The organism is Borreliella carolinensis (assembly GCF_032595855.2).
Lineage (GTDB): Bacteria > Spirochaetota > Spirochaetia > Borreliales > Borreliaceae > Borreliella > Borreliella carolinensis.
On sequence record NZ_CP132453.1, the window covers coordinates 94523 to 110918 of the forward strand.

Genomic DNA, 16396 nt, shown 5'->3' on the forward strand with positions numbered 1-16396 from the left:
TTAAATCTCAACTATAGTTTTTCCAGACCCTCCATCACTAGGGTGAGCAAAATAATATTTTCTAACAAACTTCAATTCTTTTAGCAAATTGTGAACTTCTCTCATAAGATGCCCCTCACCTTTTCCATGAATGATCTCAAATTTATTAATGCCATTTAATATAATATTATCTATTTTCTTATTCAAAAAGTCTAGAGCATCAACGGCTCTCATGCCCCTAATATCAACGACAAGATTTAATAAATTCTCCTTATCATAATCAATTGAAAAGTTAAAATTTTTACCATCCTCTTTTTTTTCTTTAAAGTTTTCCAAAGATATCTCTGAGCTAGAAACACTAACATTAAAAGCACCTACATTAACAGTAATCTTCTTTTTTGAAATCTCAACTATTTTCCCTTTTGCATTAGAATTAAGTATCTTAACCCTGTCTCCTATTTTAAAATCTGCAACCATATTTCTCTTATTGTTAAAAGAATTTACTTTATTTAACTTAAGATCTACATTTTTTTCCAAATCTGATATAAAAGCTTTATTCTTTGCAACATTAATATTGCCCTCTTTTATCTCTCTAACCAAATTTTCTAAAACTTTTCTTGAATTTTTTAAAAATTCATTCTGCTCATTTAAAAGCTCTGTCTCAATATTTTTTTCCTTTAATAAAAGATCTTGATAAAAATTTTCTATCTCTTTTTCTCGCAATTCTATTTGGATTAATTTCTTATTCATATTTTCTTTAATTAAAAGCAAATCTTTTTCTTTTTCTATTAATTTTTCTAAAATTTCATTAATTTCTGTTTTTTGAGATGAATAAATTTCATTAGCACGAACTACTATACCCCTGTCAATCAAAGCCCTATTAGCAACATTAAACGCATAACTTTCACCAGGAATTGAAAAAATTAAATTATAATTAGGCTGCATCGTTTCTAAATCCATCCGCATAGAGGCATTAACAACACCTTTATGGGTATATGCAAAATATTTAAGGGCATTATAATGCGTTGATATTAAAACATAAGGATTAATATTGATTAAATATTCAAGAATTGAAATAGCAAGCGCCTGACCTTGATCAATGTCCGTCCCTGAGCAAAATTCATCAAATATTACAAGGCTATTTTTTGTAGTATGTTTTAAAATATAAGAAATATTACTCATGTGGCTTGAAAAAGTTGAAAGGGAGTTGGAAATTGACTGCTCATCACCAATGTCAATAAAAATGTTATCAAAAATTTTAAAAGTGCTAGACTCACCAACAGTAATAGGAATTCCAAATTGAAACATTGCGCTAAGTAGTCCAATTGTCTTTAAAGTTACTGTTTTCCCACCAGCATTAGGACCAGTAATAATTACAACACGATTCTCAGAAGGAGTAAAAGTTATTACCCTTGGATCCTTTAACAAAGGATGATGTGCATCAAAAATATTTAATACATCTGAAATCTCGGGAAATATCCCTTTGGTTTTGATTCCATAAATCGCTCGTGCTTTTAAAGAATCATAATACAAAAAATTATTATAAAGATTATTTAAAAGAACAATGTTGTTATGAACTTTAGCAGAAAGATTTTGTAAAATTTTTAAAATTATTCTTTCTTTTTCTAAACTCAAATAATTTAACCTATTGTTATCATTTACAATATCATTTGGTTCAATATAAAATGTTTCACCTGATGACGAAATAGAAATAATATTACCCTTAATTTTACCTTTAAAATTAGACTTAAGAGCAAGAGTATATTTATTTGATTTATAATAAACAAAACTAGAAGTCAAATATTCTGCATTCAAACTAATTATTCTTTTTATCTGATTTTCAATTTGCCTATTTAAATTTTTAATTTCAAATTCAATCGAATCATATTCTTTTACAACACCACTTTTCAATTCAAGAGAATCAACATCTATATGTTCTTTCAATTCATTAAGCAAACTTTTTAGTTCTGAGTTGAAAAATAATAAATCAGATAAAATTTGAACATTAAGATTCTTGATGTCATTATTTTTATGTAAAAATAAATTTATTCTTGAAACCTCATCTAAAAACACTACAATATCTTTCAAATTATCAATAGAAACTCTTGAATTTTCTTTTGATAATAATGAAATGGGATATTTTAAACTATTTATAAAAGAGTTTGGATATCCTTTATAACTCTCAAAAAGCATTCTAATCAGACTTACAAAGGAGAACATTTTCTCTAAACTTTCTCTTGTTTTTAATATTTTTTGATTACTTAGTAAATCAACGGTGTCTGGATTAGAAACGTACTTAGATACTAAAGACAAAATTTCATAAAAGTCAATATTTTTTAAATATTTATCTTGCTGCTTATCTTGCATAATTTTTATAATTTTTAAGCTCTGACAAAATCTTTAAATAACTTTCGTATCTAAGTTTAGAAATACCATTACCTAAAGAACTTGTAACAGAACAGCAGGGTTCGCTAACATGCAAACAAGATTTATATTTGCAAAAACTAGCAAAATTTTCAAACTCTTTAAAATAATACTTAAGACTCTCAAAAGGTAATGTTTCAATTCCAAACTCCTTTATTCCTGGAGTATCAACTATTATTCCACTCTCAGAATGAAATGATATCGAATAAACGGTAGTATGCTTTCCCCTGGAATATTTATGTGAAATTTCATTTACCGATTGAGAAGCCCTCGAATCAATCAAATTTATCAAAGAAGATTTACCAACTCCAGACTGGCCAATAAAAGAAGTTCTTGAATTTTTCAAAATCTCTTTTACTTCTTTAATGCCCTCAGAAGTTTTAACAGAGGTTTTTAAAACTTTGTATCCTAGATTTTCATAAATTTCAGAAAATTCTTGCACCCTTTGGCTTATTCCTTTGTCAATTTTATTAATTACAATAACAGGAACAATATTTTGCTCTTCTGCAACAACAAGAACTCTGTCAATAAAAAAATTTTTCATCTCGGGAAAATTAGCAGAACTTACAATCAAAACATTATCAATATTAGAAACAATTGTCTGCCTAAGATCTGCTTTCTTGTTGTAACGCCAAAGAATATTTTTTCTATTTACTCGCTTATCAATATAAACCTTGCGAGAACCATAAATATACCCCAATACTATATCCCCTGGAACTAAAGGACTGTACTCCTTGCAACCTGTTTCTAATACTTTACCCTTAAAAATTCCTTCATAAATTAACTTACTGTTAAGCTCTAAAATAGAATATATATTATTCACTCCCCAAATAACTTCAAATTCAAGATAATTCAAACTATCATTCCTTTAAAGCGGAGATTATATTTTTTGCAAAAATTTTGATAAAAAGTTAAATTTTTATTTTCAGTCAAATAAAATTCATCTACAAAATCAAAATCATTTTTATAATAATTACCCTTATGTTCAGAAAAATTCATTGATCTAATAAGATTTTGTACCACTAATTCACGATTCTCGTAAACAGGAATTTTTAAAAAATCTTCTATCATTACCTTAAGATGCAAATAATGCGTGCATCCAAGAAAAACAATTTCTCTGCCAGTATTTACAACTTCAAATTTTAAATCTTCCAAACATCTAAGAGCATCTTTTTTGTATCTCTTTCCATATTCAACAAAATTAACAAGCTCCCCAGCAGATTTTACAAGCAAATCATTGTGTATATTTACTTGATCCTTAACAAATTTGCTTTTAAGGGTAGTATTTGTTGCAATCAAAAGAACCCTTTTTAAAGCAAGATCTGAAACTGAACTTATCTCTGGCAAAGTATAAACTACTGGAAAAATAAAATTTAATTTATTGTATACACTAACAGAAATTGTATTGCAAGCTAAAATTAATGCGCCAATATTATAGATTTTTTTAAGTTTTTCAATTAACAACAAAACTGCTTCTAAAAGATATTCAGGACTTTTTTCTCCATAAGGAAAGTTTTTATTATCGGCAACATAAACATATTGAAATCCCCCTATTTTACTTTTAATATATTTAAAATAAGAAAGTCCTCCTATTCCTGAATCAAAAATAATTATTACTTCTTTGAAATTTTTCATTACAAAATAATAATCACCCCTAAAAAATAAAGTATAAATATTAACAAGGTTAATATCAAGAATTAAAATAATAAAAATTGTTTAATGTTTTTTTTAAAAAAAAGTTTTAAGCTATAATAAAATTGATTTAGCAATATTAATAAATATTTAGGGTGATAAATAAAATGTTTACAAGCATTAAAGATATTTTAAAAAAGCCAATTTTAAACAGCAATGTTACAATAAACGGCTGGATTAGAACAAAAAGAAGTAATGGTAAGATTGGATTTATAGAAATTAATGACGGCTCAACACTTAAAGGAATTCAAGCTGTAATAAATGAAGAAGAAAATCAATTTAGTGAAAAAGATCTAAAAAAATTAACAACCGGAGCAAGCATATCGTTAACAGGCCTATTAGTGGAAAGCCCTGCAAAAGGTCAAAATTATGAAATAAAAACACATAGTTTTAACGTAATCGGAGAAACAGACCCAGAAACTTACCCATTGCAAAAGAAAAGACATTCTTTTGAATTTTTAAGAGAAATACCTCATTTAAGAATACGAACCAACACATTTGGGGCTATTGCTAGGGTAAGAAATAAAATTTCATACAAAATTCATGAATATTTCCAAAAAAATGGTTTTTTTTATATTAATACACCAATAATTACATCAAATGATGGAGAAGGTGCCGGAGAAATGTTTAGGGTTTCCACACTAAAATTTAATAAACCAAGCAATACACTCAACAATATTGATTTTAAAGACGATTTCTTTGGAAAAGAAGCTTTTCTCTCTGTCACCGGGCAATTGCACGGGGAAGCATACGCAATGGCTTTATCTAAAATATATACATTCGGCCCAACATTTCGAGCAGAAAATTCTAACACCACACGCCACGCTTCAGAATTTTGGATGATAGAACCAGAAATGGCTTTTTATAAGCTTGTCGACAATATTACACTAGCAGAAGATCTTTTGAAATATCTTTTAAGTTCAATTTTAAACGAATGCTCACAAGATATGGATTTTTTGGAAAATTATATTGAAAAAGGTTTAATAAACAAACTAGAAAATGTAATAAATTCAAATTTTGAGGTTATTACCTATACTAAAGCAATTGAAATTCTTGTAAATTCAAAAAAAAATTTTGAAACAAGGCCCTGCTGGGGAATAGATTTGCAAACAGATCACGAAAGATACTTAACAGAAAAGACTTTTAAAAAACCAGTAGTGGTCATTGACTATCCAAAAAATTTCAAAGCATTTTACATGAAAGCAAATAAAGACAACAAAACTGTTAAAGCAATGGACATACTTGTTCCAAGAATTGGAGAGATTATAGGGGGAAGCGAAAGAGAAGATAACCTGCAAAAATTAGAAAATAGAATAAAAGAATTAAACCTAAACATTGAAAATCTAAACTGGTATCTTGACCTAAGGAGATTTGGCTCGACTCCTCATTCTGGTTTTGGACTTGGACTTGAAAGATTGGTGCAATACTCAACAGGAATATCTAATATAAGAGATTCGATACCATTCCCAAGAACTCCTAAAAATCTTTATTTTTAATCAAACTAAAGGAAACAAAAAGATGAAATTAACAAAACTTTACAAACTAATGCTACTCTTTCTTTTTGTAACAAGATTATTTTCAGTAAAAGATGAAAAATTAAACAATAAATTGGAATTATTTTCAAACGTAGAAACAAAAATAAAAAAAAATTCTCAAACTTTCGACTCAAGCTCAAGAATTAAAAAGATCAAAAAAAATTCAATTTTCAAAAGAGATACAAATAGTGAAGAAAATATAAATTCTAATATATACATACAAAAATCAAAAAAAATTAATTATCCCAACAGAAATTTAGACAAAAATATAAATCAAAAAACTGCAAATGATGTAAACTTTGCAACAACTAATTATGTTAAAGTTTATCCTAGCTATAAAGGTGATAACTTTCAAGAAATTAAAAATGATAATAAATTCCCAATTAAAACCGAAAAAACTCATATGCTAATCGGCCCAATATTAAAAGATAATCTAGGAATAATTATTAAAATGCTAAAAACAAAGGGATATACTTTAATAGAATATATAGAGAACAATAATTAAGATTTATTTTTTGCCAAAAATCTTAAAACCTCATTAAGTTCATCATCTATACATTTAAAACTATTCTTATATTCATCTTCATTTAATCCTGTCAACTCATGATTTCCATAATGAATCCAAGTATTTAATTCTTCTTGATTAGAATATTTATTAACATAATAATCAGGAATATAATCTACAAATCCATGATCCTTATAATCGTAAACTGCTATTTTAACATTTTTACTCTCTATGCCCTTTTTTAAAACTTCATTTCTCAAATAAACAATAGTACGTCCCGTATCAAAAATGTCATCAACAAATAAAACTTTATCGCCTGCCCTTAAATATTTTGGATCATAAGTCCAACCATCTATCATTATCTTTTTTTGCTCATTAAAAATATCATAAGATCTAGCAACAACAGCAGCATACAAAAGGGGCTTATCTACTTTTACAAATTTAAAAAATTCGCTAATAATATTGCCAAGATAGGCTCCTCCTCTCAAAGAAACATACATAATATCTGGAATAAATCCATCTTTATAAATTTTATAAGCAAGCTTAAATCCATTAATTCTTATCTCTTCATAAGAAACATATTTCTTCATAATTAAAACTTATTCCTTTTATTCTTTTCTAATAACAATAAAATTTATTTAATCAAAATATTTTAATGCAAACTAACGCATAATAATTGCATAAAACAAAAAGGGTTAAGATCAACTCTTAACCCAAAATTAAAACTTACTAAAATGAAATTTTAAAAGAATCATTTCCTCTTAAAATTTTATAAGTATTTTTTCCAACCTCAAGAGCATCATAAAATTCTCTTAAATTAGAAACACTTTTTGAATTTACAGAAAGAATTACATCTCCTGACTTCATCTTAATATTTGGTGCTAAATTTTTATCAATATAATCAACGACAACACCTTTAATCCAATTTCTTAAATTAAGCTGAGCTTTAATATCCTCAACTAATGGATATACAACAAAACCAGGAAGCATCTTTGAAGAAGAAAGCTCTTTGTCCTTAGGTCTAACAGCAAGAACAATCTCAATATTTTTTTTGATATTACCTCTTAAAATTTCTACATTTACTTTTTCGCCCGCATAAAAATCACTAATATATGATGTAACATCTTGGAAAACGCTCATGGACACCCCATTAACCTTCACAATAATATCTCCTGCCCTAAGCCCCGACTTAACAGCGGGTGAACCTGGGTAAAGAGAAGCAATAATTGCAGCTGAAACATCATTACCTTCAACCCCCAAGCTTTTTAGCACCTCAGAATCTCTTGTCTTTAACGGATAAAAAGAAATTCCAAGCCAAGCCGATTCAATTTTTTTACCTTTAAGGAAAAAATCTACAGTACTTTTAATATTGTTAACAGGAATTGCAAAACCTAACCCAATATTTCCACCAGAATTTGAAGCTATCCAAGCATTAATTCCAATAACCTCACCTTTTATGTTTACAAGAGGACCACCTGAATTACCTCTGTTGATTGCAGCATCGGTTTGAATAAATAAATTCCTTGATTGCAAATTAGGATTTGCAGAACGCTGCAAACCACTTACAATACCTGCTGTAACTGTAAAACTAAATTGAAAAGGACTGCCTACTGCCATAACCCAATCACCTATTTCAAGCTTATCACTATCGCCAAGATCAGCTACTTTAATAGTTGCGTCATCACTTTCAAAGCTAATAAGTGCAATATCTTTTTTTTCATCTTTGCCAATTAACTTAGCCTTGTGCTTTTTCTTATCATAAGATACAACCTCAAGTTCGGTTGCCTTATCTACTACATGACTATTTGTAACCACATAAAATAATGATTTTTTTTGAGAATCTCTACCAATTATTACTCCAGACCCTGCCCAATTGCTCTTTCTCTCAGAATCAAATTCTGGCATATCAAAAAAGAAAAATGGAATAGGAAAACTCTGCTTGATTACACCTGTTGCATGAACTTCTACAGATGATGGTAAAATTTTCTTGGAAACTTCTCTAAAAGAATCTTGCAAGGCTCGTACTGTATTGTCCTTTTCTTCTGCAAAAACAATGTTGCTTCTATTAGAATCTAAATAATGCATTCCAATAAAAAACCCAATACCCAAAGCCAAAAAACTAAGAAGAAATCCAGAAAAAAACTTTTTTTCCACTTTTATAACCTCCACATAATTACTCGATTTTACAAAAAATATTTAAATATTTGATTAATTTAAAATTTAAACTTCACTTAAAATTAAAGGCAATCCATCAACAACAGCAACAGTATGTTCAAAATGTGCAGAACAACTAAGATCAGATGCAAAAACAGTCCAACCATCACTTTTTATTGAAACCTCGTGCCCCTTTAAGTTTACCATAGGCTCAATAGCCAAAACCATACCCTCTTGAATTCTAATATTTTTAAAAAAAGGTGCATAATAATTTGGAACACTTGGTTCTTCGTGAAGCTGAAATCCAACACCATGACCTGTATATTCTCTAACTATTCCAAAACCAAAGGGCTTTATATAACCTTCTATTGCCTTTGATATATCTAAAATTCTATTTCCCACTTTCATTTCAGCAATACCCTTGTAAAGAGAAGCATTTGTAACTTCTAAAAGCTTATCAATACCAGGATCCACATTCCCCACTTTAAAAGTTTTTGCCATATCGCTATAAAACCCATCAAGAATAACTCCACAATCAATACTAACAATATCCCCAACAGCTAATTTTCTTTTTCCGGGAATGCCATGAATAACCTCTTCATTAACAGATGCACAAATAGTGCCCCTAAACCCACGATATCCCTTAAAAGCGGGCTTAGCTCGATTTTTAATAATAAAATCATAGGCTATCAAATCAAGCTCCTTAGTACTAATACCAGGAATAATATTTCTCTCAACTTCTAACAAAGTAAGTGCCAACAAGTTTGCTGAAGCTTTTATTTTTTTAATCTCATCTTTAGATTTCAATCTTAGTTTAGTCAAAATTCAACTTCCTTTCTCTGAGTGTATCTATCATATTTTTATAAAGCCTTCCTTCATCAGTTTCGTAAAAAGAATAAGAAGCCAAAATAGACTCTTTGCCTTTTTCCATTTTTCCCAAATAAAGATAATTAATTCCTTGTTTTAGGTAGATTTTTGATACAATCTCACGTTCATGGTTAGTACTAGAATCTTTATCATAAAAACTACTAGGCAATAAAGATATTCCTTTATTAAAATATTTTTCCGCTTCTTTATAATCTTTTTCAGAAAAGCTTAAAACTCCAAGATTATAATAAATTCCAAACATATATTTTTGAGATTTATTGTCAAAAATTATCTTTTTTGAACTAATAAAATCTCTCTTAAGGAAATAATAATAAAATTTATAAAAATCATACCAATCCTGTTTATTTTCAGAAAAATTATAAATTCTAAAAAATAAATCTAGGTCCTTTAAATCTGAATAAAGCAGCAAATTCCAAGCCAAAAATTGTGCAACACTAGAATTGTACTCAGTCTTATAAAATAGTCGCCACAAATAAGATTTTTTTGCCTCATACTTAGAATTTGCATAATTTAATGCAAAATAAAGTTTAAAAAATAACGGATCTTCCTTGTAATTAGCTATGATTTCATTAGCTTTAAAATAATTTTTAATTCTAAAGTATATGTTTGCTAAATAATAATTTATCATCTTATTATCTTTAAACACCTCATTAGCCTTATTTAAATAAGAAATCGCTCTTTTATGATCATTCTCACTATTAGCTATGAGTGCAAGATTTAAATAAACAAGAACATTGTAATTAGGAAATTTTGTATAAAGCTTTAAATATTCATTTTTAGCATTCTTAATATCTCCTTTTTTGAAATAAGCATCGGCAAGCAAAAAAAGCAAAGTGGGGTCTTCTTCATTTTTAATGAACTTAAGATTGGAAATTGTAAAATCCAAATCATTAAGATTATATGAAATATATGCAAGCTCTTTTAAAAAATTTTTGTCTTCTTTAATTTTGGAAAGTACACGCTTAGCGGCATCTATGTTTTTTTTCTCTATATACAAAAGCATTGCATTTATTAAAAATGCATTATTTTTAAGATTTAAACCTACCTCTTCAAAAATACGAGCATCCCTTTCTTTATAGATTTTATCAATAAATTTGTTAAAATCTAAAACCCCATTATTTACGCTTAAATTTTTAATAAAAACTTCATCATAAAGCCCTTGATATTCTTCGCTATTTAAAAGATATTGATTTGCAATTCTATAAGCGTCTTTTAAAAGCCCAATTTTAAGCTTAGAATAAACTTCCAAAGCTCTTAGCTTCAAATTCCCCGGCAAAACTTTAACACCAAGATTTACTATCTCCCCCATAAGATGATAATCACCCGTATTTAAAGCCCAAAGCTTAGCTCTTTTAACAAGGGCTAGCCATTTAAATTCAGTATTAGCATAATATGATGAAAATAGCATTGCTTTTTTAGCATCAGTGAATTTTTTTTTATCAATATAAAAATCAATCCCCATAATAAGCTTGCTAAAATCTTTCTCACCTTTTAAAAGGTATAAAATATTGGGATCAAAATATAAATAAAAACTCCCTAAAAAAACCGATAATAAGAATAATAAAATGAACACTAAAGTTTTATTTTTTTTCAATACAACTCTCCATATTTTTAAGTAAAGCATCAAGTATACCATTTATAAACTTGTAAGAGTTTTTACTGCCATATTTCTTAGCAATCAAAATTGCCTCATCAATTACAGCGCGTTTTGAATTTTTAAAATTTTGGAACTTCAAAGAATAAACGCTCATTCTAAGTATTGCAAGATCAACTTTATCCATACGATCTAAAGACCAATTCAAAGAAATATCCCCAATCAAACTATCAATATGCTCTAAATTATTAAAAGTACCATTTACTAAAGAAGAATAAAACGATTTAATAGATTCACTTTCTATGTCCAATCCTTTATCTTCAATATTAAAAATATCAAAAATATCATCCATTGCACTTTGATTAATATCAACGCTATAAATCTTTTGAAAAGCTAAAACTCTAATTTCATGCATTAAATCCATAATAAAATTATATAAATAAAAATATGTTTTATTTTAGACTAGAATCCAAGATTTGTATATTTGCAGACTTATTAAGCTTGCCATACATATCTTGCTGCACCTGAACAACAATTTGCTGTTGTTGAACATTAATCATGTTATTTCTTATTGCATCTTTAACAATCAAATCTGCAGTAGGAGATACTTTATCATTCAACCCTAAAAATCTCTGAGCATATTTTTCTGTAACCTTAATGATATGAAACCCCTCCTTTGAAGCAATAGGCGAAGATATATCACCCTTATTAAAATTAAAAACTTCTTTCACAAAATCGGCTCCAAGAAGATTTTGAGCACCTTGATCACCCCTTGACAAAAACCCAAGATCGCCATTTTTAGCCTTAGAAGACTCATCGTTTGAATATTTTCTCACAGCTTCTTCAAAAGTAATTTTTTTTGATCTTATTTGGCTTAAAATATTTTTTGCTTGATCTAAAACATCTGATCTTTTTTTATCTTTAGTAGAAAAAAATACATGACTAACTCTTGAAATATCGGGATTTACAAATTTAGTTTTATTGGCCTCATAATACTCAATAATTTCTTTCTCACTAGGAGTTTTAATTTCAGAAAACTTTGGTTGAGCTTGCTTTAAAACAAGTTTTTGGGAAGAGAGTGATCTTTTCATTGAAGACAAAAGCTCGACCCAATTTGTACCTTGTTTTTCTATCATCTGCTTGATTTGCTCATCAGTAAAATTCACAAGTCCAAATTGAGTTCTAATTGTTTGCATAACCTCATCATCTGAAATTTTAATTCCTTGTTTTGAAGCCTCTTGGCTAAAAAGAACATCTGCTATTAAAACTTGCAAAACTTGCTTTTTCTCAGCAGAAGTTAAGTCTCTACCTTGAGTCTTTTTAAATATATCAACCTTAGAATCAAACCCGGTTTTAGTAATAATTTCATTCTTATGTAAATTAATAATAGCAATAGGAGTATTTTGAGCAAAAGAATTAATCCCCACAATTCCTAATATTACCCAAAATAAAAAACTCTTCATAACATAACCTCTTATTAACGAATCACTTACCCACTAATTTAACAAAATTTTACATTTAAATCTAGTTAATAAAACATTTTCATCTATACAAAAAACTAGAAATTCCTTGTCCACCGCCAATACAAATAGATGCTATTCCTTTTGTTTTATTCTGCATTTTCATAGATCGAGAAAGTGTTAATAAAATTCTTGAACCACTAACTGCAAATGGATGCCCCAAAGCAATAGCGCCGCCATTTACATTAATAATATCACTAGTTATATTGTATTTTTTAAACAAAGTCTTTTCAATGCTTAATGCTTGAGCCGCAAACGCCTCATTAACCTCAATCAAATCTATTTCGCTAGGATTCAAACTTAATTTATTAATAATGCCTTCAATGGCCATATAAGCTCCAAAACCCATATAAAGCGGATCAAGACCAACGCTTTTAAATCCTCCAATATAAGCTAATGGGCTTACCCCTAAGCTTTTTGCTTTTTCCTCGCTTGCCAAAATTAAAAAACAAGCCCCATCATTTAAACTAGAGGAATTTCCGGCAGTTACTGTACCCGATTCTTTAAAAACAGGATTAAGAGATGCTAACTTATTTAAAGTTAAATTATCTCTTATTTCCTCATCACTTGAGATAATCCGGCTAGAGTTGGTCTTCTTATCAAAAACAGTCAGGGGATAAATTTCATCTTCAAAATATCCAAGTTTTCTTGCCTTTAATGCCTTTTCATGAGAATTATATGCAAATTCATCTTGCATTTCCCTTGTTATTTTATATTTTTCTGAGAGATTTTCTGCAGTAAGCCCCATGGAAATAAAATTTAGAGAATCTATTAAAGCATCTTTTTGGATTGAATCTTCAAGCCCAAAATTACCAAATTTAAGGCCATCAAATCTAATCTTTCTGGGTAATAAATAAGGAGAATTGGTTAGATCTTCTACCCCCCCAGCTAGAACAATATCATTGTCCCCAAGAGCAATAGAATTAAATGCAAGCTCTAAAGCCTTAAGACCAGAACCACAAACTTTATTAACGCTAAATGCAGGCACAGCATCGCCCAAAACAGACTTTAAAGCAATTTGTCTTGCAATATTTTGACCAAGTCCTGCAGATATTACATTGCCAATAATCACCTCATCCACTTCACATAACTTATTTCTTTCAAATAAAGCTTTAACAACTTTTGAAGATTCATCAATAATGTTCAAACCCCTAAAAGAACCTCCAAACTTGAAATTAGGGGTCCTAAGTCCATCAATAATAGCTACTTTTTTTATCACAATTACTCCTAAAGTCTTAGTAAACTCTATTGAATTATACAATACAATAATCACTATAAAAACTAAGTTTATTTAATAAAAATAAACCATTTAATTATTTAATCTGAATTATTTAATAAATAAACTAAAATGCTATAATTTTAAAATGCAGTTTAAAAAAAAGTTTTTAATAATATTTATAATTTCTGCTTTAAAAGTTTATTCTTATAATTATGCAATTCAATATAAAAATGAAGGTATTGACAAATATTATTTTGAAATGCTAAATGATGGATTCGGATTTTCATTAAGCGATTTTTTTGATGATTTGAGAAGTGGATCTCTAATTTTTACCTATGCCTCAAAATACAATTTTATAATCAATTTAGAAGCACACATGTTAACTTATAGAGGTTATAAAGACTCACCAAAATCTTTAATAAGTAGAACAGACCTAATTGAAATAGGTTTCATGTATTATTTCCCAATCTTATTGCTAATTAATGGAAAAAATTTTGGAGAAATAGATTTGGGAATTGGGGTTAAAAACTTATTATTTGGAGACTGGGGAGGGCACTTAATGCAAAACATAATTCATCTCATTTTAAATCAACGCCGCCCAATTCCAAGTATAAAAAGCTACGATAGCTACAATTATAGAGGATTTTTAAGCTTTGCTATAAATTACTCATACATGAATTTTTTAAATTTAGAAAATTATATGGATTTATCCTATTTTGCAGATTATTTTATCAAAAACAGTATTGGAATTACGTTAAAAAATGAAAATATTGGATTTGATATAAAATTCTACTCTCAAATTCAAAACCAAATTAAAAGCCTTAAAACATATTCAAAAATACAAGAAGCAGAAACAGGGATTGGAATAAATTATCAATTTTACTCTAAAAATTTTTTCATAACCAATAATTTAAACATTAAAAATTTTTCAACCAAAGAAAATTTCTTAAGCGTTGGAGGATTTGGAATAATCATTACACCTGAAGAATACCCAAAAATATCAGAGTCAAATAATGAATTTAATATTGTAAGTAATAATTTTTACTTTGGATTTGACATTATGATCCCATTAAAAATAAGAAATTCATTATTTTATAAAATAAATGAAAACATCAACAATTACTTTTCAATATCAACAAATTATTACACTAATTATAATGAAACTAATAGCTTTACAAATCAATTATCATCAGGCATCATGTATGAATTTTTACCACAAAAAACATTCAATCCTTACATAATTTCGGGATTATTTTTTGCCTATAATCAAAATAACCAAGATATTAAAAGCATCTTCAGACCAATAAGAATAAAAAATATTCTTCAAGTTGGAATTGAAAATGAATTAGGATTTTTGTTCAAAATGCTAAAATACCGCAATACCGAGTATATTTTCAAAATATATTCAAAAGTTAGTTATATTCCTATAGCTTATAGCTTAGATGAAAAAAAATTAGAAAAACATTCTATTAACTTTAATTATTTAGGAATTGGATTAGTAGTTAAATAATAACTAATACTGATGGTCTTTATTAACAAACTTAGTAATGTGTGGTAAAAATAATATATCTGCCCTACCCGTAGGGCCATTTCTATGTTTTGCTACAATAACCTTAGTTTCTATTGGCTCTATCTCAGCAGAAGACTCAAATTTAAAATCCTTATCCCTGTGAAGTAAAATTACAATATCGGCATCTTGCTCTAATGCTCCTGATTCCCTTAAGCTGGCAAGATTAGGTTCGCGCCCTTCTGTATCTCTTGTAAGCTGAGATAATGCAACAATAGGAATTTCAAGCTCTCTAGCAAGCTCTTTGAGAGATTTACTAATCGAAGCAACTTGTTCATGTCTTGGAAGATTTTTTGTTTCAAAAGAAATCAAACTGATATAATCAACAAATATTATATCTATACCATAAAATCTCTTAAGTTTTCTAGCTTGAGTTGCTAAAGTTAGCAAACTAATATTGGGAGTATCTTCAATATAAAGCTCAGAATCACTAATCTCATTTACAATATCATTTAATGATTTTATCTCTTGTCCAGTTAAAATGCTATTTTGAACTTTAAAGCTATCAATACAAGATTGAGAAGATATTATTCTTTTTATTAAAGCATCTGCAGTCATCTCAAGAGAAAAAAATCCTACTTTTTTCTTTCCTTCTTTTCTCAATGCTATAGCTGAAGCAATATTTAAAGCAAATGCCGTTTTACCGATGCTAGGACGAGCACCAACTATAATAAAATCACTATTTCTAAACCCCCCAATAAGAGAGTCAACCTTTCTAAAGCCACTTGGAATGCCAAAATTTGCTTCTTTTTTCTTCATACTGCGCTCATATATCTCATTATGAACACGCTCTGCAATAACTTTAGCATGATAGAGGTTTTTACTAGAATAATCCAATTCAATTGAAAGAATCTTTTGTTGAGACTCTTCAACAACCTCGTTAATAGATTTTGTAGAATCACTTATATAATCATTAAGTTCTTTAGAAACATTTAAAATACTTCTGCGAACACTCTGCTCTTTTATAATCTTTGCATAAACATTTATAGTTCTATCTGTTGGCAAATAAACTGAAAGAGAATCCAAATAATCCGGCAAATTGATTAAATCTTTTTTAATCAAAAGTTGGTTTTTTGAAACGTGCTTAGATACTTCTTCAAAAACAGTAATAGGATCAATATTTTCCCTTTTTTCATAAAGCGAAACCATTGCTTTGAAAATCAACTTGTGAGTTTCATTGTAAAAATCATCAGCTCTTACATGAAAAGCAATTTGCTCTAATTTATCTGAATTATAAAATATACTAGAAATTACCGCTTTTTCTGCACCATCATTAAAAAGAAGTGCAGAATTTGAAAAAGCTGCTAAAGCCACAAACT

The 16396-nt window shown here is 28.3% G+C and carries 14 protein-coding genes; 3 read left to right on the forward strand and 11 right to left on the reverse strand.

All coding sequences use genetic code 11. The annotated features are described in order from the left end of the window. From QIA46_RS00480 to murI, 3 genes are read right to left on the reverse strand one after another with little or no spacing between them, the layout of a single operon-like run. Positions 1 to 2346: an endonuclease MutS2 gene (locus QIA46_RS00480; protein ID WP_317268060.1), complete on the reverse strand. Its 2346-nt coding sequence runs from the start codon at positions 2344 to 2346 to the stop codon at positions 1 to 3. Further along, complete coding sequence (rsgA, locus tag QIA46_RS00485) at positions 2336 to 3259, reverse strand: ribosome small subunit-dependent GTPase A (RefSeq protein ID WP_317268061.1); 924 nt, start codon at positions 3257 to 3259, stop codon at positions 2336 to 2338. The genes QIA46_RS00480 and rsgA overlap by 11 nt, the downstream gene beginning before the upstream one ends. After that, a complete protein-coding gene (murI, locus tag QIA46_RS00490) occupies positions 3256 to 4038 on the reverse strand; it encodes a glutamate racemase (RefSeq protein ID WP_317268062.1) in 783 nt (260 codons plus the stop codon). Before murI ends, rsgA begins: the two co-directional genes overlap by 4 nt. 164 nt (positions 4039 to 4202) lie before the next feature. Here murI and asnS point away from each other — a divergent pair, with 164 nt between their 5' ends. Both asnS and QIA46_RS00500 read left to right on the forward strand, forming a co-directional pair. Further along, complete coding sequence (asnS, locus tag QIA46_RS00495) at positions 4203 to 5591, forward strand: asparagine--tRNA ligase (RefSeq protein WP_317268063.1); 1389 nt, start codon at positions 4203 to 4205, stop codon at positions 5589 to 5591. 22 nt (positions 5592 to 5613) lie between these two features. Then, positions 5614 to 6135 carry a hypothetical protein gene (locus tag QIA46_RS00500; RefSeq protein ID WP_317268064.1) on the forward strand — a complete coding sequence of 174 codons (522 nt, stop codon included), beginning with the start codon at positions 5614 to 5616 and terminating at the stop codon, positions 6133 to 6135. Here the strand turns inward: QIA46_RS00500 and QIA46_RS00505 are convergent. The 7 genes from QIA46_RS00505 to QIA46_RS00535 all read right to left on the reverse strand — a co-directional run bounded on the left by QIA46_RS00505 (position 6132) and on the right by QIA46_RS00535 (position 13510). After that, positions 6132 to 6725 carry a phosphoribosyltransferase gene (locus QIA46_RS00505; RefSeq protein WP_301341297.1) on the reverse strand — a complete coding sequence of 198 codons (594 nt, stop codon included), beginning with the start codon at positions 6723 to 6725 and terminating at the stop codon, positions 6132 to 6134. The two genes, QIA46_RS00500 and QIA46_RS00505, sit on opposite strands and share 4 nt — an antisense overlap. A 139-nt stretch (positions 6726 to 6864) precedes the next feature. Continuing rightward, a complete protein-coding gene (htrA, locus tag QIA46_RS00510; RefSeq protein ID WP_317268065.1) occupies positions 6865 to 8289 on the reverse strand; it encodes a DegQ family serine endoprotease HtrA in 1425 nt (474 codons plus the stop codon). A gap of 66 nt (positions 8290 to 8355) precedes the next feature. Beyond that, positions 8356 to 9111, reverse strand: coding sequence for a type I methionyl aminopeptidase (map, locus tag QIA46_RS00515; RefSeq protein ID WP_317268066.1), 756 nt, complete (start codon positions 9109 to 9111; stop codon positions 8356 to 8358). Next, positions 9104 to 10771 (reverse strand): tetratricopeptide repeat protein, encoded by a 1668-nt coding sequence (locus QIA46_RS00520; protein WP_317268067.1) that lies wholly within the window; start codon positions 10769 to 10771, stop codon positions 9104 to 9106. Before QIA46_RS00520 ends, map begins: the two co-directional genes overlap by 8 nt. Further along, on the reverse strand, positions 10758 to 11186 hold the full coding sequence (gene nusB, locus QIA46_RS00525; protein WP_301341965.1) for a transcription antitermination factor NusB: 429 nt from the start codon (positions 11184 to 11186) through the stop codon (positions 10758 to 10760). The genes QIA46_RS00520 and nusB overlap by 14 nt, the downstream gene beginning before the upstream one ends. A 37-nt stretch (positions 11187 to 11223) precedes the next feature. Beyond that, positions 11224 to 12234, reverse strand: a complete 1011-nt coding sequence (locus QIA46_RS00530) for a peptidylprolyl isomerase (RefSeq protein WP_317268068.1) — start codon at positions 12232 to 12234, stop codon at positions 11224 to 11226. A gap of 79 nt (positions 12235 to 12313) precedes the next feature. Continuing rightward, positions 12314 to 13510 carry an acetyl-CoA C-acyltransferase gene (locus tag QIA46_RS00535; RefSeq protein ID WP_317268069.1) on the reverse strand — a complete coding sequence of 399 codons (1197 nt, stop codon included), beginning with the start codon at positions 13508 to 13510 and terminating at the stop codon, positions 12314 to 12316. A gap of 145 nt (positions 13511 to 13655) precedes the next feature. Between QIA46_RS00535 and QIA46_RS00540 the strand changes: the two genes are divergently transcribed. Next, positions 13656 to 15020, forward strand: a complete 1365-nt coding sequence (locus QIA46_RS00540) for a hypothetical protein (protein ID WP_317268070.1) — start codon at positions 13656 to 13658, stop codon at positions 15018 to 15020. 3 nt (positions 15021 to 15023) lie between these two features. Here QIA46_RS00540 and dnaB read toward each other — a convergent pair whose 3' ends face one another. Beyond that, entirely contained in the window at positions 15024 to 16391 is a 1368-nt protein-coding gene (dnaB, locus tag QIA46_RS00545) for a replicative DNA helicase (RefSeq protein ID WP_317268071.1), read from the reverse strand. Between the last annotated feature and the right edge of the window lie 5 nt (positions 16392 to 16396).